The sequence below is a fragment of the Bradyrhizobium sp. Kon10 genome, assembly GCF_055807395.1.
This window is the reverse complement of the sequence record NZ_JBVVOZ010000021.1, coordinates 38,055-59,295: the sequence shown is the minus strand read 5'-3', so window position 1 is coordinate 59,295 and position 21,241 is coordinate 38,055. Positions and strand designations below refer to the sequence as shown.

At 65.3% G+C, this 21,241-nt stretch carries 20 protein-coding genes; 7 read left to right on the top strand and 13 right to left on the bottom strand.

The features are described from left to right. Positions 1-73 precede the first annotated feature (73 nt). Together AC0L2O_RS25425 and AC0L2O_RS25420 are read right to left on the bottom strand one after the other, a co-directional pair. Entirely contained in the window at positions 74-775 is a 702-nt protein-coding gene (locus AC0L2O_RS25425) for an SIMPL domain-containing protein (protein ID WP_473371630.1), read from the bottom strand. Positions 776-780: 5 nt separating this feature from the next. Further along, a complete protein-coding gene (locus AC0L2O_RS25420) occupies positions 781-1,509 on the bottom strand; it encodes a GyrI-like domain-containing protein (protein ID WP_473371629.1) in 729 nt (242 codons plus the stop codon). Positions 1,510-1,742: 233 nt separating this feature from the next. Here AC0L2O_RS25420 and dapF point away from each other — a divergent pair, with 233 nt between their 5' ends. Together dapF and mtaB are read left to right on the top strand one after the other, a co-directional pair. Beyond that, positions 1,743-2,618: a diaminopimelate epimerase gene (dapF, locus tag AC0L2O_RS25415; protein WP_369719980.1), complete on the top strand. Its 876-nt coding sequence runs from the start codon at positions 1,743-1,745 to the stop codon at positions 2,616-2,618. Then, positions 2,618-3,871, top strand: coding sequence for a tRNA (N(6)-L-threonylcarbamoyladenosine(37)-C(2))-methylthiotransferase MtaB (mtaB, locus tag AC0L2O_RS25410; protein ID WP_473371628.1), 1,254 nt, complete (start codon positions 2,618-2,620; stop codon positions 3,869-3,871). Before dapF ends, mtaB begins: the two co-directional genes overlap by 1 nt. 189 nt (positions 3,872-4,060) lie before the next feature. Here mtaB and AC0L2O_RS25405 read toward each other — a convergent pair whose 3' ends face one another. After that, complete coding sequence (locus AC0L2O_RS25405) at positions 4,061-5,170, bottom strand: DUF2336 domain-containing protein (RefSeq protein WP_473371627.1); 1,110 nt, start codon at positions 5,168-5,170, stop codon at positions 4,061-4,063. 201 nt (positions 5,171-5,371) lie between these two features. Further along, the gene (locus AC0L2O_RS25400; protein ID WP_473371626.1) at positions 5,372-6,073 is read right to left on the bottom strand and encodes an RluA family pseudouridine synthase; all 702 of its coding nucleotides are present in this window, start codon (positions 6,071-6,073) and stop codon (positions 5,372-5,374) included. Between the two features lie 44 nt (positions 6,074-6,117). On the opposite strand from AC0L2O_RS25400, the gene ftsY reads away from it, so the two are divergent. Continuing rightward, complete coding sequence (ftsY, locus tag AC0L2O_RS25395) at positions 6,118-7,065, top strand: signal recognition particle-docking protein FtsY (protein WP_409191181.1); 948 nt, start codon at positions 6,118-6,120, stop codon at positions 7,063-7,065. Between the two features lie 2 nt (positions 7,066-7,067). Beyond that, complete coding sequence (locus AC0L2O_RS25390; protein WP_369719976.1) at positions 7,068-7,670, top strand: septation protein A; 603 nt, start codon at positions 7,068-7,070, stop codon at positions 7,668-7,670. Positions 7,671-7,766: 96 nt separating this feature from the next. Here the strand turns inward: AC0L2O_RS25390 and AC0L2O_RS25385 are convergent, their stop codons facing one another. The 5 genes from AC0L2O_RS25385 to ccmA all read right to left on the bottom strand — a co-directional run bounded on the left by AC0L2O_RS25385 (position 7,767) and on the right by ccmA (position 11,009). Next, on the bottom strand, positions 7,767-8,351 hold the full coding sequence (locus tag AC0L2O_RS25385; protein WP_369719975.1) for a DsbE family thiol:disulfide interchange protein: 585 nt from the start codon (positions 8,349-8,351) through the stop codon (positions 7,767-7,769). Beyond that, on the bottom strand, positions 8,348-8,545 hold the full coding sequence (gene ccmD, locus AC0L2O_RS25380; RefSeq protein ID WP_369719974.1) for a heme exporter protein CcmD: 198 nt from the start codon (positions 8,543-8,545) through the stop codon (positions 8,348-8,350). The genes AC0L2O_RS25385 and ccmD overlap by 4 nt, the downstream gene beginning before the upstream one ends. Further along, on the bottom strand, positions 8,542-9,333 hold the full coding sequence (locus AC0L2O_RS25375; protein WP_473371625.1) for a heme ABC transporter permease: 792 nt from the start codon (positions 9,331-9,333) through the stop codon (positions 8,542-8,544). The genes ccmD and AC0L2O_RS25375 overlap by 4 nt, the downstream gene beginning before the upstream one ends. Positions 9,334-9,424: 91 nt before the next feature. Next, positions 9,425-10,093, bottom strand: coding sequence for a heme exporter protein CcmB (ccmB, locus tag AC0L2O_RS25370; protein WP_369719973.1), 669 nt, complete (start codon positions 10,091-10,093; stop codon positions 9,425-9,427). Positions 10,094-10,406: 313 nt separating this feature from the next. Further along, complete coding sequence (gene ccmA, locus AC0L2O_RS25365) at positions 10,407-11,009, bottom strand: heme ABC exporter ATP-binding protein CcmA (RefSeq protein WP_473371672.1); 603 nt, start codon at positions 11,007-11,009, stop codon at positions 10,407-10,409. Positions 11,010-11,276: 267 nt separating this feature from the next. Here ccmA and acnA point away from each other — a divergent pair, with 267 nt between their 5' ends. The 3 genes from acnA (at position 11,277) to AC0L2O_RS25350 (ending at position 15,963) form a co-directional block, all read left to right on the top strand. Next, on the top strand, positions 11,277-13,997 hold the full coding sequence (gene acnA / locus AC0L2O_RS25360) for an aconitate hydratase AcnA (protein WP_473371624.1): 2,721 nt from the start codon (positions 11,277-11,279) through the stop codon (positions 13,995-13,997). A 228-nt stretch (positions 13,998-14,225) separates the two neighbouring features. Then, positions 14,226-15,005, top strand: coding sequence for a DUF1223 domain-containing protein (locus tag AC0L2O_RS25355; protein ID WP_473371623.1), 780 nt, complete (start codon positions 14,226-14,228; stop codon positions 15,003-15,005). A 586-nt stretch (positions 15,006-15,591) separates the two neighbouring features. After that, positions 15,592-15,963 (top strand): DUF2794 domain-containing protein, encoded by a 372-nt coding sequence (locus tag AC0L2O_RS25350; RefSeq protein ID WP_409191174.1) that lies wholly within the window; start codon positions 15,592-15,594, stop codon positions 15,961-15,963. A gap of 101 nt (positions 15,964-16,064) precedes the next feature. Here the strand turns inward: AC0L2O_RS25350 and AC0L2O_RS25345 are convergent, their stop codons facing one another. The 4 genes from AC0L2O_RS25345 to AC0L2O_RS25330 all read right to left on the bottom strand — a co-directional run bounded on the left by AC0L2O_RS25345 (position 16,065) and on the right by AC0L2O_RS25330 (position 21,225). Next, the gene (locus AC0L2O_RS25345; RefSeq protein WP_473371622.1) at positions 16,065-16,595 is read right to left on the bottom strand and encodes a GNAT family N-acetyltransferase; all 531 of its coding nucleotides are present in this window, start codon (positions 16,593-16,595) and stop codon (positions 16,065-16,067) included. 277 nt (positions 16,596-16,872) lie between these two features. Further along, complete coding sequence (locus AC0L2O_RS25340) at positions 16,873-17,664, bottom strand: Bax inhibitor-1/YccA family protein (protein ID WP_369719968.1); 792 nt, start codon at positions 17,662-17,664, stop codon at positions 16,873-16,875. Positions 17,665-17,935: 271 nt separating this feature from the next. Beyond that, entirely contained in the window at positions 17,936-20,506 is a 2,571-nt protein-coding gene (locus AC0L2O_RS25335) for an ABC transporter permease (RefSeq protein WP_473371621.1), read from the bottom strand. After that, complete coding sequence (locus AC0L2O_RS25330) at positions 20,503-21,225, bottom strand: ABC transporter ATP-binding protein (protein WP_369719966.1); 723 nt, start codon at positions 21,223-21,225, stop codon at positions 20,503-20,505. Before AC0L2O_RS25330 ends, AC0L2O_RS25335 begins: the two co-directional genes overlap by 4 nt. Between the last annotated feature and the right edge of the window lie 16 nt (positions 21,226-21,241).

The window sequence follows — 21,241 nt, the reverse complement described above, 5'->3', positions numbered from 1 at the left end:
GAGGCTATGGGTCCCGGCCTTCGCCGGGACGACAGTTTTGGTGTTGCTACAGCGTGCCTCTTACGGCGCTTGCCTACGGCCCCTGCTTGATCGCCCAGCTCACATTCACCGTCACGGACAGCGTTTCCTCGCCTGGCGCGACGGCAGCGGTGGCTGCCATTGGCGCCGTCGCCATGCGCGACTTGAACAGCGGCATCGGTCCGCCGCCTTCGGAGATGCTGAGCGGCGCCCCTAACGTGACGCCGGTGGCCTTGGCGTAGATCTCGGCCTTGCGGCGGGCATCGGCCACGGCCTGTTCGCGGGCGTCGTCGAGCAGTTTCGAGGCTTGTGTCACCTCGAAGGAGATGTTGCCGATGTCGTTGGCGCCGGCGCCGACCAGCGTGTCGATGATGCCGGCGACCTTGGTCACGTCGCGGATCTTCACGGTGACCCGGTTAGAGGCGCGGAAGCCGACCACCGGCGAGGCTCCAGTTGATTTGTTCTGGCCGTATTGCGGCTGCAGCGACAGCCGCGAGGTCTGATAGTCCTTCTCGGAAATATCGGCGCCCTTCAGCGCCAGCAGCACCTTGCCCATCGCGGCGTTGTTGACGTCGGAGGCCTCCTTCGCAGTTTTGGCGTCATTGGCGACGCCCGCATCGATCCGCGCGAGATCGGGTGCGGCGGAAACGGTCGCCTCGCCGCTCACCGAAATGGCGGATGGAAAATCGTCGGCGAGTGCCGGCGCTGCGAGCAATGTGGTGGCCAGGACGGCGGCAAGGGCAATGGACTTTTTCATCGGTTTCACTTCAGCGGTACGAACACGTTGATCACGAGCTTGTCCTCGGCCGTCTTGAGGGGATCGGTGAGGTACTCCTCGATGAAAGTGTCCTTGGCTTCCAGCTTCTTGTCGTCGAGGTGATTGGTGATCGCCTCATAAGTGTTGTCCATGTTGTCGTAGGAGCCGCGATGGACGAATTTCAGCGCCTTGCCTTCCGGCGATTTGCCGATGCTCATGTCCTTGGGCAGGTTCTTCGGATCCTGGTCGACCGGGATCTCGGCGAAGAAGGTGAAGCCGGTGTCGTCGGTCGAGGTGTAGACGATCATCGAATTGCCCGCGTGCTTGATGCCCTGCTTGTCCAGAACCGCGTTCAGCGCCTTGAAGGCGTCGACCAGCGTGTCGAACGCAGAATCCCAGTTGGCGGTGCCCTTGACCATCACGACTTTCCTGGCCTCGAGCGTGGTTTCCTGGCCGAAGGGATCGGCGGTCTGCACCGGGGCAGGGGTGGCGGCTGCGGCGGGCGGCGGGGCCGGGCTGGGCGAGGGTGAAGCGCTGGCCGCCGGCGTGGGCGTTGCCGCAGGAGCGGGCGAGGCGCTCGCGGCCGGGGACGGCGAAGCCGACGGCGCCGGAGAGGGGCTGGCCGAGGCGGCCGGCGCCGGGCTCGGGGTTTGCGCCCAACCGCCGGAAAGGCTCACCGACAGGGTTGCCGCCGGGATCAGCGCGGCCAGAGCGAGACGACAAAACAGATTCATTCTAATTCTCCCCAAAACCTTACGTACCAAGGCCTTAACCCACCAAGGCCTCAACCCGCACGCGCGTCCCGGTTCTCGCGCGAGCTGCGCCGTTCTAACACGCGACCGCCGAATTCGTCCCATGACAGATGCGTCATGGCAGGCTGCATGGCAGACGGTCTTCTGCCGGCGCCAAATCACTGGCCAACCTGCCGAGGATCGCCATATAAGGCAGGCGAAATTCAGGATTTTTCATGAGCGCGCTGGACAACCACGCATTTGTCAAGATGAACGGCATCGGCAACGAGATCGTCGTTGTCGACATGCGCGATTCCACCTCAAAGGTGACGCCGGATGACGCTCGCGCGGTAGCGTCCGCGCAAGGCGGCGTGCCCTACGACCAGCTTATGGTGCTTCAGAAGCCGCGGCTCGCCGGCACTGAAGCCTTCATCAGCATCTACAACAATGACGGCTCGGAGGCCGGCGCCTGCGGCAACGGCATGCGCTGCGTGGTGCGGCGTGTGTTCGAGAAGACCGGCCAGGCTGCGGTGACGTTCGAGACTTGCGCCGGATTGCTCAATTGCTGGCAAGGGCCGTCGCCCGACCTCTACACGGTCGACATGGGCGCGCCAAAGTTTGGCTGGCAGGACATTCCGCTGGCGGAGGAGTTTCGCGACACCCGCTACATCGAATTGCAGATCGGCCCGATCGACAATCCGATCCTGCATTCGCCGTCGGTGGTGAGCATGGGCAATCCGCATGCGATCTTCTGGGTCGATGACGTCGACGCCTATGATCTCGAACGCTTCGGGCCGCTACTGGAGAACCATCCGATCTTCCCGGACCGCGCCAACATCACGCTCGCCCATATCGTCGATCGCGAACACATCACCATCCGCACCTGGGAGCGCGGCGCGGGCCTGACCAGGGCTTGCGGTTCGGCCGCCTGCGCGACGGCGGTTGCCGCGGCGCGGCTGAAGCGCACAAGCCGCAACGTCGAGATCACGCTGCCCGGCGGCCAACTCGGCATCGAATGGCGCGAGCGCGACGACCACGTGCTGATGACGGGCACCGCGACCTTCGAATATGAGGGCAGCTTCGATCCGGCGCTGTTCGCGCCGGTCGGGTAATGGCGGTCGAGGTCGTCACCTTCGGCTGCCGCCTCAATGCCTTCGAGGCCGAGGTGATCCGCCATGAGGCGGAGGGCGCCGGGCTCGAAGATACCATCGTCATCAACAGCTGCGCGGTCACCAACGAGGCCGTGGCGCAGGCGCGCCAGTCGATCCGCAAATTGAAGCGCGAGCGTCCCGCTGCGCGCATCGTCGTCACCGGCTGCGCCGCGCAGACGCAAAGCGAGATGTTTGCCGGCATGGCCGAGGTCGATCGGGTCGTCGGCAATGACGACAAGCTGCGCGCTTCCGCCTGGCGCAATGCGCGCGACGCGTTCGATCTTGGCGCGGGCGAAAAGATCGCCGTCAGCGACATTATGGCGGTGAAGCAGATGGCGCCGCATCTCATCGACGGCTTTGCGAGCGGCCTGCCGCGCGTGTTCGTGCAGGTGCAGAACGGCTGCGACCATCGCTGCACCTTCTGCATCATCCCTTATGGCCGCGGAAATTCGCGCTCGGTGCCGATGGGCGCGGTGGTCGAGCAGGTCCGCGCGCTCGTCGAACGCGGCCATGCCGAGATCGTGCTGACCGGTGTCGATCTCACCAGCTATGGCGCCGATCTGCCGGGCACGCCGAAGCTCGGCATGCTGGTCAGGCAGATATTGCGGCATGTGCCGGAGCTGCGGCGCCTGCGCATCTCCTCGATCGATTCGATCGAGGCGGACCGCGATCTGCTCGAGGCCATCGCCGATGATGCGCGCCTGATGCCGCATCTGCATCTGTCGCTGCAATCCGGCGACGACATGATCCTGAAGCGCATGAAGCGGCGGCACTCGCGCAAGGATGCGATCGCGTTCTGCGATCAGGTGCGCCGCCTGCGCCCCGATGTCGCGTTCGGCGCCGACATCATCGCGGGTTTCCCGACCGAGACCGAGGAGATGTTCTCGCGCTCGCTCGATCTCGTCGCGGAATGCGGCCTGACCTTCCTGCACGTGTTCCCCTATTCCCCACGCCCCGGCACGCCGGCTGCGCGGATGCCGCAGGTCGCGGGGAGCGTGATCAAGCAACGTGCGAGGCGATTGCGGGTGGCTGGAGAAGCGGCGCTGCGGCAGCGGCTGCAGGCCGAAGTGGGCGCGAGGCGCGAAGTGCTGATCGAGAGCGAGAGCCAGGGACGGACCGAGCATTATCTACCGGTGGCGATCGCGGGCGCAGAGCTGGGCAGCATCGTGCCGCTGAAGATCGGCGGCAGCGATGGTGGGCGGCTGAAGGTGTAGCTGCTGAGACGCTGTACTTGCCCGAACGTCGTCCCGGCGAAGGCCGGGACCCATACCGCGAGGTCTATCGAACGCGCACGGTTCTGATCCCGAACGACCAGCCTTCGCCAAACCTCGCCCTGTGGCTATGGGTCCCGGCCTTCGCCGGGACGACACCGAATGTGTCGCGCGCAGCGCGCGCCAAAAAACCTACAACGCCCTTACCTGCCAGAATCGCAACGTCCGCCGTGCATTCTCCGGCGTCATGCGGGCAAAATTGGCTTGCGCCCTGGCGAGGTCGGTCGGCTTCATTGCGCCGGTGGCGAACCGGCTTTCGAGCACGGCGGCCGTGGTTTCCCAGCTGAGCTGCGCCGCGCGGCACGGCACCAGCAGGCCGTCTTCGCGCAAGCTCTGCATCAACGGACGAATGACCTCGATGGCCGATCCGGACAGCGCAGCCAAGGCTGCGACGGCTTCTTCATATCGTCGCTGCCTGGCAAACCCGAACAGCGTCGCCTCATTGAGCTGGCCGGACGCCTTCAGATTGGCGATGGCGCGCTTGGCGCCTTCGAAGTCGCGCACGCCCGACATCTCGCGCTCGACGCCGACGGTGACCGCTGCGATCGCGCTCTGGATCTCCTCGAACAGATGCGGCGGCGCGCGCGACAACAGGCGGGTGCGAACCACATCCGTCGCCGAGCGCAGCAACTGGCGGCGCAACTCCGAGGGCAAATCGACGCGGACGCCGACGCTGACGGCGAGCTCCGGATCGGACTCGGCCTGTCCGACGATAACGGCGAAGCCGCCGCCGGAAACGCGCGCGCCTGGATTGGCGGCGAGCCGCCGGCTGACGCTCGGATAGCGGCGTGCCAGCAGCGCGTCGGTGACGATCTCCTTGAGCCACCACCGGCCGGCGATTGCGAGCAGATGCGGCTCGCCTTTCGAGCCTGCGATCTTGACCAGATCGCCATCGTCGAGGCGCGCGGATTCCTGCAGCACGGGACCGGCGATGCGGATCTCGTCATTGTTGGCGAGCCGCCGGATCACCGAGGGCGGCGCCTGCGCGATCGGCGCCAGCTGCGCGCTGATCTCGGCGAGCGCAACGCGCGCGCCCATGTCGGCGATGGCGCGCAGCTCGATGGTGCCGATCAGGCGCTCGAGCACGTCGTCGAACAGCGCGATCTGCTCGTCGTCAAAACTGCCGGCGGAGGACAAGAACAGGTCGGTCACGCGCCGGGCGGTTTCCAGGCCCTTTTCCGCCGAGCCGGCCCGGATCGCGGATTCGACCTCGTCGATGATCGATAGCTCGGCCGTGGACATGACGCACTGCTCGTCCTGAGCGGGATTACTAAGGCTTGTTCTAAGCAGTCGCTATCTTTAGAGACGAGCACTGAAGGTTTCGTAAACCATCGCGCGCTTCTCCTCATCCTGAGGAGCCCGCGAAGCGGGCGAAGGATGGCCGCAGGTGAGATCCGGGCCTTCATGGTTCGAGACGCGCGTTCCGCGCTCCTCACCATGAGGCTATTCCCCGTTCCAGCCGCAGGCGCGGAGCCGTTCGTGCATGTGGGGCGGGGCGGGCGCCACCACGCGGACCGGGTCTTTATTCCTGGAGATCGGCACCACGATCTCGCGGGAATGCAGATGCAGCTTCGGCTCGCCGAAACGCGGGCCATTGCCGTAAATGTTATCGCCGAAGATCGGCCAGCCGGTCGACGCCGAATGCACCCGCAATTGATGGGTCCGTCCCGTCACCGGTTCCATGGCGAGCCAGGTCAGGCCATCGCCACGCCCCATCACCTTCCAGTTGGTGATTGCCTTCTGGCCTTCAGGGTCGGGCTTCTGCCACCAGCCCCGTTCGGCGTTGAGCCGGCCGAGCGGCATATCGATCGTGCCTTCGTCCTCGGCGGGACCGCCCTCGACCACCGTCCAATAGGTCTTGCCGATCTTGCCATGCTTGAACAACAGGCCGAGCGAGGCGGTTGCTTTGCGATGGCGGCCGAGCACGAGACAGCCTGAGGTGTCCTTGTCCAGCCGGTGGGCAAGCACCGGCGGGCGGGGCAGGCCGAAACGCAGTGCGTCGAACGAGGCTTCCAGATTGGCGCCGCCCTTGGGCCCGCGATGCACCGGCAGGCCGGCCGGCTTGTCGATGACCAGCATCAATCCGTCGCGATGGAGCACGCGGCCCAGGATTTCATCGGCGGTCAATTCGGGAACATCGAGCAATTGCAAGACTTTCGTTTAGAACCGGGAACGGCTAACACGCCAGCATGAACGATACCACCTCCGACACCCCCAAGCTGAGCTGGTGGCGGCGCCTGTCCAACGGGCTGAAGCGCACCTCGTCCTCGCTCGGGACCGCGGTCGCCGACCTCGTCACCAAGCGCAAGCTCGACCGCGCCATGCTCGACGATATCGAGGACGTGCTGCTGCGCGCCGATCTCGGCACGCAGGTTGCGGTCCGGATCGCCGATGCGGTCGGCACGGGCCGCTACGACAAGGCGATCTCGGCGGACGAGGTCAAGGACGTCGTTGCGACCGAGGTCGAGAAGGTGTTGTCGCCGGTGGCAAAGCCGCTTGAGATCGACCCGGCCAGGAAGCCGTTCGTCATTCTTGTGGTCGGCGTCAATGGCTCCGGCAAGACCACCACCATCGGCAAGCTTTCGCAAAAATTCGCGTCCGAGGGCCGCAAGGTGATGCTGGCCGCGGGCGATACGTTTCGCGCAGCAGCCATCGAGCAGCTCAAGGTCTGGGGCGAGCGGACCAAGACGCCCGTCATTGCCGCTGCCCAAGGCTCGGATTCGGCAAGCCTCGCCTTCAATGCGCTGACGGCGGCCAGGGAGCAGAACAGCGACGTGCTCCTGATCGACACGGCCGGCCGGCTTCAGAACAAGTCCGAGCTGATGAAGGAGCTCGAAAAGGTCGTGCGCGTCATCCGCAAGGTGGACGCCTCCGCGCCACATGCGGTGCTGCTCGTGCTCGATGCCACCGTGGGCCAGAACGCGCTGTCGCAGGTCGAGGCTTTCCATCGCACCGCCGGCGTCACCGGCCTCGTGATGACCAAGCTCGACGGCACCGCGCGCGGCGGCATCCTGGTGGCGCTCGCGGAGAAATTCAAATTGCCGGTGCACTTCATCGGGGTCGGCGAAGGCGTCGACGATCTCGCGCCGTTCACCGCGCGCGATTTCGCTCGCGCCATTGCCGGAATTGAAAGCTAAGAATGGACAAGACCCAACCGCATCCGCTGTTCAAGCTTGCGACCGAGCTCGGTCCGCTGCTCGTCTTCTTCTTCGTCAATGCGAAGTTCAACCTGTTCGCTGCGACCGGCGCCTTCATGGTCGCGATCGTGGCGGCGATGATCGCCTCCTATGTGGTGACGCGCCACATCCCGATCATGGCGATCGTGACCGGCGTCGTCGTGCTGGTGTTCGGCACGCTGACGCTGGTGCTGCACGACGAGACCTTCATCAAGGTCAAGCCGACCATCATCTACGGCCTGTTCGCCGCGATCCTCGGCGGCGGACTGTTGTTCGGCCGCTCCTTCATCGCCGTGATGTTTGACCAGATGTTCAACCTAACCCCGCAGGGCTGGCGCATCCTCACGCTGCGTTGGGCGCTGTTCTTCGCCGGCATGGCGGTCTTGAACGAAATCGTCTGGCGCACCCAGAGCACGGATTTCTGGGTGAACTTCAAGGTGTTCGGCGTGACCCCGCTGACCATGATCTTCGCCATCGCCCAGATGCCGCTGACCAAGCGCTATCATATCGAGCCGGTGTCGCTGGAGACGAGCGAGGCCGAGGCGGGGGATGTGCGGAAGGGGTGAGAAGTGGTTGGCGTCGTTCCGGGGCACGCGAAGCGTGAACCCGGAATCTCGAGATTCCGGGTTCGATGCTGTCGCATCGCCCCGGAATGACCGTGATTACTTCAGCGCCTTCTCCAGCTCCGGCAGCAGCACGGTCCGCAGATTGTCCGGCGTGATCGGGCCGACCAGCTTGTAGATGATGGTGCCTTCGCGGCCGACGACGAATGTCTCCGGCACGCCGTAGACGCCCCATTCGATCGAGGCCCGGCCGTTGGCATCGGCGCCGACGCGGCCGAACGGATTGCCGTAGCGGCCGAGGAAGCGCCGCGCGTTGTCGGGCGCATCCTTGTAGTTGATGCCGACGAGCTGGAAGCGCTTGTCTTTCGCCAGCTCGGTCAACAGTGGCGCTTCGTCATGGCACGGCACGCACCAGGACGCCCAGACATTGACCAGGCTGACCTTGCCCTTGAACGCGGCCGGGTCGAGGCCTGGGACCTGCGTGCTGTCAGCCTGCAATCCTTCAAGCGGCGGCAGCGTGGTCTGCGGCGCCGGCCGTCCGATCAGCGCGGAGGGAATTTTCGAGGGATCGCCGCTGCCAAGCCGGAACCAGAACAACAGCGCGAGGCCGATGAAGGCGATCAGCGGCAGCACCATCAGGAAGGTGCGGCGCGGCTGTGTCGTGGAGGTCGATTGATCGCTCATGTAAGCGCTCTTGGCGCGTCCGTTGCGCTGCGACCCGAGCGGCGGGTGATGCCGCTGCGCTCGAGCTCGCGCAGGCGCCGGGTCTGGTTGCGATGATCGAGCACGACCCAGCCGATCAGGGTCGCGACCACGATGGCTGCGGCAGCATAGGATGCGAGGATGAATGACGCGTAGGGGCCGAGCGACATCATCATACGGCCCCAACTTCCTTTGACCCGTTGTCTCCACGTGCCCCGGCGCCCAATTCGCTCGAAAATGCGATGCGGCTGGCCTGCATCATTTGCAGGGAGCGGACGCGGCGGCGCAGGATCTCGTTGCGCATCGCCGCCAGATGCAATGTGACGAACAGCAGCGTGAATGCGACCGCCATCACCAGCAGCGGAATCAGGAACGCTCTATCCAGCGTCGAGCCGCCCATGCGCAGCACCGAGGCCGGCTGATGCAGCGTGTTCCACCAGTCGACCGAGAACTTGATGATCGGAAGATTGATCGCGCCGACCAGGGTCAGCACCGCCGCGGCGCGCGCCGCGCGCGAGGGATCCTCGACCGCGCGCCACAGTGCCATCAGGCCGAGATACATCAGGAACAGAATCAGCACGGAGGTGAGCCGCGCGTCCCACTCCCAATAGGTGCCCCACATCGGACGGCCCCACAGCGAGCCCGTGAGCAGCGCAAGGAAGGTGAAGGCGGCACCGATCGGCGCGGCGGCTTTGGCGGCGACATCGGCGAGCGGATGCCGCCACACCAGAGTGCCCAATGAGGCGACGCTCATCACGCCCCAGACGAACATCGACAGCCACGCATTCGGGACGTGGATGAACATGATCTTGACGGTCGCGCCCTGCTGATAGTCGTCGGGCGCGAACGCCGACTCGTACAGGCCGATGGCGAGCAGGATGACGGTCGCAGCCGCGAGCCACGGCAACACCCGCGCTGTCAGCGCGAGGAACCGCGAGGGGTTGGCGAGGTCGATCAGCGTCATGGCATCCTGATAATCACCGGGGGCTGCTCACGCAATCAGCATGAAAGCGCGCAGCGAAAGTTGATCGGGGTCAAGCCCGGTCGGGCCCATCTCAGTCCAGTCCATGCTTCAGGCTCGCCGCCGCCGCAAACGGTCCGATCACCAGGCTGACCAGCGACAGCGCGCAGAGGATCGAAAACGGTGCGCCGAATGACATGGGCCCGTTGATCGCGGCTTGCGACGCCGCGACCCCGAAGATCAGCACCGGGATCGACAGCGGCAGCACCAGCACCGCCATCAACAGCCCGCCGCGATGCAGCGTCACCGCCAGGGCGGCGCCGATCATGCCGGTGAACGTCAGGGCCGGCGTGCCGGCGAGCAGCGTCAGCGCCACCGCGCCGGTGGCGACCATGTCGAGGTTGAGCAGGAGGCCGAGCACGGGGGTTGCGACAATCAGCGGCAGGCCGGCCGCCAGCCAATGCGCCAGCGCCTTGGCGGCGCAGGCGAGTTCCAGCGGCGTCCGGCTCATCGTGATCAGGTCGAGCGAGCCGTCCTCGTGGTCGGCCATGAACAGCCGGTCGAGCGTGAGCAGGCTCGCCAGCAGCGCGCCGAGCCACAGGATCGCCGGCCCCAGCCGCGACAGCAGTGCCAAATCCGGCCCCACCGCGAACGGCATCAGCACCACCACGGTCAGAAAGAACAGCACCCCAATCAGCGCCCCGCCGCCAACGCGGAGCGCGATCCGGATGTCCCGGCGGATGAGGGCGGCAAGGGCGGTCATGGGGTGGCTCCGGCCGCGAGGCGGCCAGGTGAGCCCGGCTCGCGCCCGAGGCAAGCCGCGCTCCCTCCCCCGCTTGCGGGGGAGGGTTGGGGAGAGGGTGTCTCCGCGTTGGAACTATTGAGGATTGCGGTGAGCGTCCCCGCGCGGCGAGAGCCCTCACCCGCCGCGCTCTGCGAGCGCGTCGGCCTCTCCCGCAAGCGGGAGAGGCGAAGCAAGCTCCGTGAAAGCCATAGGCGATTGCCCTCCCCCACAAGGGGGGCGGGACCGGACAGGGCGCCGCCCGGCCGCTTGGAAAACTGAGGGTCCACTGGAATCACACCATCCCCCCGATCCGCAACTCGCGCGCCTCGATCCCGAGCGGGGCGTGGGTCGCCGCGATGATCATCCCGCCGCGCGCCAGGTGATCCCGCATCAGCTCGCCGAACATGTCCTGGCCGGCCACGTCCAGTGCCGTGGTCGGCTCGTCCAGCAGCCAGACCGGGCGGCGAACGGCGATCAGCCGGGCCAGCGAAAGCCGGCGGCGCTGGCCGGCGGAGAGGAAGGCTGCGGGCAGATCGGTGGCATGGTCGAGGCCCACGGCGGCGAGGCTCTCGGTCGCGTCAAAACGCTCTCCGCCGAGGAAATCAGCCCAGAATGCCAGATTCTCCGCCACGCTCAGGGCCGGTTTGAGGGCGTCGCGATGGCCGAGATAGTGGCACTGCTCGGGAAGCGTGAGCTCGGCGTTGCCTCCCTCGAGCGTGATTATGCCACCCGCCGGAATGAGCAGGCCCGCGACCAGCCGCAGCAGCGACGTCTTGCCCGATCCGTTGTGCCCCGTCACAGCCAGTGCCTCGCCGGCGGCGGCCCCGAAATCGAGGCCGGCAAACACCTCGCGGCCGCCACGCACGCAGACGAGTCCGTTGCCGGAGAGCCGCATCCCGCCGCGCGTTGAAGCGGTCAACGGAGCCTCCAGAAGGGCCTCAGGGAAAACCCTAAGAAAATCTTGGGGTAGCGCATCGGAATTTTTGGCTCGCGAATTGCTGCGGTACGATTGTGGCTGTGGCGGCGCGGTTAGAAAGCTTCTATAAGCCCGGAACTACTTGATGCAGCAACTCAACCTGCCCCTGCAAGCGACCCCACCGGATTCGCTGGACGGTGTTAAGATACCCCTTGCCGGGTATAACTAACAATTGGGATTCCTTTCATGACCTCGCTCGACAGCTTCAAATGCAAAAAGACCCTCAAGGTCGGCGCCAAGACCTATGTCTATTACAGCCTGCCCACGGCCGAGAAGAATGGTCTGAAGGGAATTTCGAAACTCCCCTATTCGATGAAGGTCCTGCTCGAGAATCTGCTCCGCAACGAGGACGGCCGCACGGTCAAGAAGGACGACATCGTCGCGGTGTCGAAATGGCTGCGCAAGCGGTCGCTGGAGCATGAGATCGCGTTCCGCCCCGCCCGCGTGCTGATGCAGGATTTCACCGGCGTGCCCGCCGTGGTCGATCTCGCCGCGATGCGCAACGCCATGCAGAAGCTCGGCGGCGATGCCGAGAAGATCAACCCGCTGGTGCCGGTCGATCTCGTCATCGACCACTCCGTGATCGTGAACTTCTTCGGCGACAACAAAGCCTTCGGCAAGAACGTCACCGAGGAATACAAGCAGAACCAGGAGCGCTACGAATTCCTGAAGTGGGGCCAGAAAGCGTTCTCGAACTTCTCCGTGGTGCCGCCCGGCACGGGCATCTGCCACCAGGTCAATCTCGAATATCTGTCGCAGACGGTCTGGACCAAGAAGGAGAAGATGACGGTCGGCAAGAAGACCGGCACCTTCGAGGTCGCCTATCCCGACTCGCTCGTCGGCACCGACTCCCACACCACCATGGTCAACGGCCTCGCCGTGCTCGGCTGGGGCGTCGGCGGCATCGAGGCCGAAGCCTGCATGCTCGGCCAGCCGCTGTCGATGCTGCTGCCCACCGTCGTCGGCTTCAAGCTGAAGGGCGCGATGAAGGAAGGCGTCACCGCGACCGACCTTGTGCTGACCGTGACGCAGATGCTGCGCAAGCTCGGCGTGGTCGGCAAGTTCGTCGAATTCTTCGGCCCCGGCCTCGATCACCTCTCGGTCGCCGACAAGGCGACCATCGCCAACATGGCGCCCGAATATGGCGCGACCTGCGGCTTCTTCCCGGTCGACGCCGCTGCCGTCGATTATCTGAAGACCTCCGGCCGCGCGGCGCCGCGCGTCGCGCTGGTGCAGGCCTATGCCAAGGCGCAGGGCCTGTTCCGTACCGCGAAATCGGCGGATCCGGTGTTCACCGAGACCCTCACGCTCGACCTCGGCGACGTCGTGCCGTCGATGGCCGGCCCGAAGCGTCCCGAAGGCCGCATCGCGCTGCCCTCGGTCGCCGAAGGATTTTCGCTCGCGCTCAGCAGCGAATACAAGAAGGCTGACGAGCCCACCAAGCGCTTCCCGGTCGAGGGCAAGAATTTCGACCTGGGCCATGGCGACGTCGTGATCGCCGCGATCACATCGTGCACCAACACCTCGAATCCGAGCGTCCTGATCGGCGCCGGGCTGCTGGCCCGTAATGCTGCCGCGAAGGGCCTCAAGGCCAAGCCGTGGGTGAAGACCTCGCTGGCCCCGGGCAGCCAGGTGGTCGCGGCCTATCTCGCCGATTCCGGTCTGCAGACCGATCTCGACAAGGTCGGCTTCAACCTGGTCGGCTTCGGCTGCACCACCTGCATCGGCAATTCCGGTCCGCTGCCCGAAGAGATTTCGAAGTCGATCAACGACAATGGCATCGTCGCGGCCGCCGTGCTCTCCGGTAACCGCAACTTCGAAGGCCGCGTCTCGCCGGACGTGCAGGCCAACTATCTGGCCTCGCCGCCGCTCGTCGTCGCCCACGCGCTCGCGGGCAGCGTCACCAAGAACCTCGCCACCGAGCCGCTCGGTGAAGGCAAGGACGGCAAGCCGGTCTACCTCAAGGACATCTGGCCGACGACGAAGGAGATCAACGCGTTCATGAAGAAGTTCGTGACCGCGTCGATCTTCAAGAAGAAGTATGCCGACGTGTTCAAGGGCGACACCAACTGGCGCAAGATCAAGACGGTCGAGAGCGAGACCTATCGCTGGAACATGAGCTCGACCTATGTGCAGAACCCGCCCTATTTCGACGGCATGAAGAAGGAGCCGGAGCCGATCACCGACATCGTCGAGGCGCGCATCCTCGCCATGTTCGGCGACAAGATCACCACCGACCACATCTCGCCGGCGGGCTCGATCAAGCTTACCTCTCCGGCCGGCAAGTATCTCAGCGAGCACCAGGTGCGGCCCGCCGACTTCAACCAGTACGGCACGCGGCGCGGCAACCACGAAGTGATGATGCGTGGCACCTTCGCCAACATCCGCATCAAGAACTTCATGCTCAAGGGCGCCGACGGCAACATTCCGGAAGGCGGCCTCACCAAGCACTGGCCTGATGGCGAGCAGATGTCGATCTACGACGCCGCGATGAAGTACCAGCAGGAGCAGGTGCCGCTGGTGGTGTTCGCCGGTGCCGAGTACGGCAACGGCTCCTCGCGCGACTGGGCCGCCAAGGGCACCCGCCTGCTCGGCGTGCGCGCCGTGATCTGCCAGAGCTTCGAGCGCATCCACCGCTCCAACCTGGTCGGGATGGGCGTGCTGCCGCTCACCTTCGAGGACGGCACCTCCTGGTCGTCGCTCGGTCTGAAGGGCGATGAGAAGGTCACGCTGCGTGGTCTCGTCGGTGACCTGAAGCCGCGCCAGAAGCTGACCGCGGAGATCGTCTCCGGGGACGGTTCGTTGCAGCGCGTTTCGCTGCTCTGCCGAATCGATACGCTGGACGAGCTCGATTACTACCGCAACGGCGGCATCCTGCACTACGTGCTGCGCAAGCTCGCCGCGTAAGCGCGGATTTGTGAACAATGGCTCACTGGTAAGTGAGTAGAAGCTTAAACGAAGGCGGCCTATCACAAGGCCGCCTTCGTGCGTTAAGGCATGCTTCGGATAGGCCCGCCTGGCGGAAAATCACGCATCGGACGGTTGGATGTACCATGCCCGTAAGACTACGGTGACCATCAGGCGATAGGATATCCCCCACGCGTACGAAATGGCGTTCGACATGACTGGTTCGACATGACTGCAATGATGGCTTCTCATTTGGCTTCGCGATGGTCCGGCGCACTCTGGTCGGGGGCGCTCGGTATCTGCGCCATCGTCGCCTTCATCCGTCCCGCGGAGGCCGATCCCCGCGCCGTCGTCGAGCTCTTCACCTCCCAGGGCTGCTCGTCCTGCCCGCCCGCCGACAAGGTCATCGGCGAGCTCGCCAATGATCCCTCGGTCATCGCGCTGAGCATGCCGATCGATTATTGGGACTATCTTGGCTGGAAGGACACGCTGGCCGATTCGCGCTTCTCTGCGCGGCAGCGCGCCTATTCGCGCATGCGCGGCGACCGCGAGGTCTATACCCCGCAGGTCGTGGTCAACGGCTCTGCGCATGTGATCGGCAGCGATCGTGCCGGCATCGAAAGCGCGATCGGCAGGACCGACAAGGGCGCCGGCGTGATGAGCGTGCCCGTGACGATGTCGCTCGCGGGCAAGCAGATCAACGTCTCGGTGGCGCCGAGCAGCGCGCCCGCGGTTTCGCATGGCGAGGTCTGGATCTGCTCGATAGCAAGATCGGTCCCGATCGAGATCAGCCGCGGCGAAAACCGCGGGCAGCAGATCACCTACCACAACGTCGTGCGCAACCTGCTCAAGGTCGGCGACTGGAACGGACATCAGGAAAGCTGGACGGTGCCGATCGAGAACCTCACGTCGCGCGACGGCGTCGACGGCGCGGTGGTCTATGTCCAGGCTGGCAGCCGCGAGAAGCCCGGCCCGATGCTCGGCGCGGCGTACACCTCATTGCATTGACGCGACTAGATCATCTCAGATCAAATTAACCGTCGTCATTCTGGGGTGCGAGGCGCGAGCTACGGTGCGCAACTGCGCACCTGAGAATCCATCGATCCATTTGCCGAGTTGAGAAATGGATTCCGGGTCCGCGCCAAGAGGCGCGTCTCGGAATGACGAGGCACCAGAAACATCCCGCCACAAACAAAAAAGGACCAACTCGCGTTGGCCCTCCTTGTCGTGCGTACAGACCCGATCCTCGCGACCCCGGGGGGCTGGGGGCTGAGGAATCCGGAACCGAAAGGACCGGGTCAACGCACGCAATCTTTTTCGCAATGCAGGGCGGCAGTCGCTAGGCGGAAAAAAGGCGATACTATGATTCCTGCTAACGATCCCGTGACGGTTTGCCGCCGCAAAGTTCCACCGTTGCATGTGTCATGATTCCGCGGCTGGCCTCGCCGCCGAGCGAGAGCGCTCCCTGGCAACAGCCCTTGCAGGAGCCTCTTGCGGTTGCGAACGGTTGGAGCAATCATGCAACCGTCATGATCGGCGGTTCCGGGGACGGTCTTCGCGCACGCGATCATGCTGATGCGACAGGAGGCGCTCCATGAGTCTGACGTCGGAGGATGCCGATCCGAGCGAACAGCGCGCAGTGGCGCGTCCCGCCGCTGCGACTGTCCAAGCGAACCGGGTGACGTTCAACCGGCTCGAACTGAACCGTATCCTCAATCTGTATGGTCGCATGGTCGCGGACGGCGAGTGGCGCGACTATGCCATCGACTTCCTGAAAGACCGCGCGGTGTTCTCGGTGTTTCGCCGCGCTTCCGAAGTGCCGATCTACCGCATCGAGAAAGACCCGCGGCTCGCGCGCAAGCAGGGCATGTACAGCGTGATTTCGGCGACCGGCCTGATCCTGCGCCGCGGCCACGAGCTCGAGCGCGTGCTGCTGGTGATCGACCGGAAATTGGCGGTGGTGTAGCCGCACTTTCGTAGCCCGGATGGAGCGCAGCACAATCCGGGTCGTCGTGCCGGCGGATAATCTGCCCCGGATTTCGCTGCGCTCCATCCGGGCTACGGGCCCTACTTCCCCGGCACCGTGCTTGCGCCCTCACCGAGGTCGCGCTGCATCATCACCGTGTCGAGCCAGCGACCGAATTTCAGCCCGACATTGGGATGGGTGCCGATCATCTTGAAGCCGCCTTTGGTATGCACACCGATTGAGCCGGCATTGGCGGAATCGCCGATGACGGCGATCATCTGGCGGAAGCCGCGCGCCTCGCATTCGATGACCAGCCACTCCAACAGCAACAGGCCGATGCCGCGGCGGTGGAACGACGGATCGAGATAGATCGAGTTCTCGACCGTGAAGCGATAGGCCGGCCGCGGCCGGTAGGCGCCGGCATAGGCGTATCCCGCGACGCGCCCCTCGAGCATGGCGACGAAATAGGGGTAGCCGCCGTCCACCAGGGCGCGGTAGCGCCGCGTCATCTCGGCCAGGTCAGGCGGCTCCAGCTCGAACGTCGCAGTGCCCTCGCGAACGGCCTGCTGGTAGATGGCGGTGATGGCGGAAAGGTCGGCCTCAAGGGTGGGCCTGATTTCGGGTGCGGACATGGCAAGAGATTAGAGCCTTCCCGCAGCGGCTGGAAGGGGGCAGTAGCCTCTCTCCACGTCGTCATTGCGAGCGAAGCAGCTCCATCTTCTCTGCTGTCATGCCCCGCGTAGGCGGGGCATCCAGTACTCCGAGACAGCGCGGCTAGAACCGAGCCGCTGCGGCGTACTGGATCGCCCGCCTTCGCGGCCGATGACAGCGGTGGGTGCTGCGACGTCCGGCCCAAACAAAAACCCCGGCCTCGCGGCCGGGGTTCATGTCGTTCACCTGAGCCAGGGCTTAGTCGCGCTGGCCGAGGAGCTGCAGCAGCAGCGTGAACAGGTTGATGAAGTTCAGGTACAGCGACAGCGCGCCCGTGATCGCCGCACGGTCTGCGATGTCACCGCCGGCCGAGGCGTAGCCGTAGATGTACTCGTTCTTCAGCCGCTGGGTATCCCAGGCGGTGAGGCCCGCGAACACCAGCACGCCGACCACCGAGACGATGAACTGCAGCGCCGAACTCGCCAGGAACAAATTGACCAGGCTCGCGATGATGATGCCGATCAGGCCCATGAACAGGAACGATCCCATCCCGCTCATGTCACGCTTGGTGGTGTAGCCGTACAGGCTCAATGCGCCGAAGGTCGCCGCAGTGATGAAGAACACCCGCACGATCGAGGTGTGCGTGAACACCAGGAAGATCGAGGACATCGAGACACCCATCAGCGCCGCGAACACCCAGAACAGGATCTGGGCGGTCGAGGGAGCGAGACGATTGATGCCTGCCGAGATCACGAACACCATGGCGAGCGGCGCCAGCATGAACAGCCATTTCAGCGGGCTCACGAACATGGCGTAGCCGAACGGCGTCAGGAACAGCTTGCCGACCCGGACGGCTTCCGGGGTCGGAACGTCCGTGACGGCAGCCATGTAGACGCCGAGCGCGGCGAGGCCTGTGATGGCGAGGCCAATGCTCATGTAATTGTAGATGCGCAGCATGTAGGCGCGCAGGCCGGCGTCGACCGTCGCGGCGTCAACACGCCCGGCGGCCCTGCCGAAAGGAGAAGCGTAGTTACGGTTGAGGTCCGACATGGTCGAATTCCCGTTGGTTGCCCGGTCCGGCATGAGGGTTGCCATACCGCCGGTTCGTCAAATTCTATCTCGGATACCGATGTCTGCCGACATTAAATTTGGCTAACAATCGGGGCTCCGAACCCATCCGATATGTGGGAAACTAACACATCTGCTGCAACCGTCCATGCGCGGCCGAATGTCGCCCTTCGCGTGCAATCCCGGCGGGCAGACGTGGTTAAGCGCGGGAATGCCGGGATTCGGCTTCCGCCCGGCCATCCGCTTCAATTTGTCACAAATTCCGCAACACCGTGGCGGGCTTTTTGTTCAATGCCAGCAGCGTGCCGGCAAGGCCAAGCCCGACGGTGACGATCAGGGCGGCCGCGACCACGCCGGCGGCGCTGCCGGCCTGCCAGACGAAGCTCAGCGTCATCAGCCGCGTCACGATCATCCAGGCGGCGATGCTGCCGGCGGTCACGCCGAACATAGCGGTGGCGAGCCCGATCAGGAGGTACTCGAGCGCGTAGGCGCCGAGCAGCCGCAGCCGCGTCGCGCCCAGCGTCTTCAGGATCACCGCATCATAGACCCGGTGGCGGTGACCGGCGGCCAGTGCGCCGCCCAGAACCAGGATCGCCGAGATCAGGGTCACGGCGCTGGCGCCGCGGATCGCCAGCGCCAGATTGGTTACGACCGCGCCGACCGTCTCCATCACCTCCCGCACGCGCACGCTCGTCACCATCGGGTAGGCGTCGGCGACCTGCTTGACGATCTTGCCGCCGCCCGCGGCATCGCCACCGCCTTCGGTCAGCGTTGCGATATGGGTGTGCGGCGCGCCCTTGAAGGCATTGGGCGAGAACACCAGCACGAAATTGATCCCGAGCCCCTGCCAGTCGATGGTGCGCAGATTGCCGATCCTGGCCGGGATGTCGCGGCCGAGCACGTTGACCACGATCTCGTCGCCGAGCTTGAGGCCGAGGCCGTCGGCGATCTTCTTCTCGATCGAGACCAGCGGCGGGCCGGAATAGTCGGCGCTCCACCATTCGCCTTCGACCACCTTGGAGCCTTTCGGCAGCTCGCCGGTATAGGTCAGGCCGCGGTCGCTTTGCAGCACCCATTCGGCATCGGTCGTCGGCTTGAGATCTTCGGCGCGGACGCCGCGGGCTCCGACGATGCGGCCGCGCAGCATCGGCACGTCCTCGACCTTCGCGCCCGGCGCGATCCGCCGCAGATAATCGTCGAATGGGGCTGCCTGCGCGCTCGGAATGTCGATGAAGTAGAACGACGGCGCGTGGTCCGGCAGCGCCGCCAGGAATTGCCGGCGCAGATTGCCGTCGATCTGGGTGATGGTCACGAGCACCGCGAGCCCGAGGCCGAGCGAGAGCACGACGGAGGGCGTCAGCGCGCCGGGGCGGTGGATGTTGGCGATCGCAAGCCGCAGCATCGGAAGTCGCGTGCGTGGCAGGTGACGTGCGATCGCCATCAGGAGCGCAGCGACTCCGCGGAGCAGCGCGAACACGACGACGGACGAGAGCACGAAGACCGCGGCGATGCGCTTGTCGAACGACAATCCGATCACGACGGCAATGAGCAGCGCGACGACCACGGCCATGAAGGCGAGATAGCTCGCGCGTGGCCGATGCCACTCGTTGCTGATGGTGTCGCGGAACAGGGCTGCGACCGGCACGTCATGCACGCGCCCGAGCGGCCAGAGGCCGAAGGCCAGCGCCGTCAGCAGGCCGTAGACGAACGACAGCGCGAGCTCGTCGATATGCACGGCCGGCACCACCGGCAGGGGCAGAAGCTTGCCGAACAGGTCGACGATGGCGAAGGGCATTGCGGCGCCGAGCGCAAGCCCGATCAGCGAGCCGATCGCAGCGAGCAGTATCACCTGCGCAAGATAGATACCGAACACGTCGCGCCCGGTGGCGCCGACGGCCTTGAGGGCTGCGATCACCTCGAGCCGGCGATCGATATGGCTCTTCACGGCATTGGCGACGCCGACGCCGCCGACCAGCAGCGCGGCGAGGCCAACCAATGTGAGGAATTGCGTGAAGCGGCTGATGTTGCGCTCGAGCTGCGGCGAGGCATTGGAGCGGCTGCGGACCTCCCAACCAGCCTGCGGCGCGGCGTTGCGCGCGTCCGCGATGAAGGCATCCGTGGCGCGGTCGCCGTTGGCGGCGTCCGGCAGCTTCACCCGGTAAACCCAACGCACCAGGCTGCCGGGCTGAATCAGGCCGGTGGCGCGCAAGGCCGCTTCGCTGATCAGGAAACGCGGGCCGAAGCCGATGCCGCCGGCGAGCTTGTCGGGTTCGGCCTCGACCGTGCTGCGGATCTGGAAGGTCGCGGCGCCGATGGTGACGCGGTCGCCGGTCTTAAGCGACAGCCGCGCCAGCAGCGTCGGATCGGCGGCGGCGCCGAATGCGCCGTCGCGGTCTGCGAGCAGGTCGGACAGCGGCATCTGCGGCGCCAGCGTCAACTGTCCGAGCATCGGATAGCTGTCGTCGACCGCCTTCATTTCGACCAGCGCCAGCTGGCCGTCGGCCGAACGCGCCATGCCGCGCAGGGTGGCGGCGACCGAGACGGTGCCGCGCGAGCGCAGGAAGGCAACCTCTTCGGGCTTGGCCTCGCGCTGAAACAGCACGAAAGAAAGGTCGCCGCCGAGCAACGTTCGGCCTTCGCGCGCAAGCCCGTCGCTGAGACTTGCGGAAACCGAGCCGACGCCGGCGATCGCCATCACCCCAAGCGCGATACAGGCGATGAAGACATAGAAGCCGCGCAGGCCGCCGCGCAATTCACGCAATGCGTAGCGTAATGACAAGGCCACGCCGTTCGGGCGCGTGAACGCTGCGGCTGCCGCGCTCATGCTTGAATCGTCTGCGTGTCGATGCGGCCCGAGCGCAGGCGGATGACGCGATCACAGCGATGCGCAAGCGAGGCATCATGCGTGACCAGCACCAGTGTCATGCCGCGCTCGGCATGCTTGCCGAACAGGAGGTCGACGATCTGCTTGCCGGTGGCTTCGTCGAGATTGCCGGTCGGCTCGTCCGCAACAAGGATTGCGGGATCTGGCGCCAGCGCGCGGGCGAGCGCGACGCGCTGCTGCTCGCCGCCGGAGAGCTGCGTTGGATAATGATGCAGGCGATCGCCAAGTCCGACCGACTGCAGTTCCTGTGCGGCGCGCTTGGCAGCGTCGGGATTGCCGGCGAGTTCGAGCGGCACCGCGACGTTCTCCAGCGCCGTCATGGTCGGGATCAGGTGAAAGGATTGGAAGACGATGCCGACCTGACGGCCGCGGAAGCGGGCCAGCGCGTCCTCGTCGAGGGCATTGAAAGGCGTGCCGTCGACCACCACCTCTCCGCTATCAGGACGCTCCAGCCCCGCCATCACCATCAGCAGCGTGGATTTGCCCGAGCCTGACGGGCCGATCAGACCAATGGTCTCGCTACGGCCGACCCGCAGGCTGATATCCTTGAGGATGTGAACGCGTGCCGCCCCCGTACCCAATGACAGATTGACGTTGGAGATGGCGATGGTGTCCGGCGTGGTGCCGGCGAGCGAAGAGGATTCGATGCGACTGTCCATGGTCCGGTCATATGGC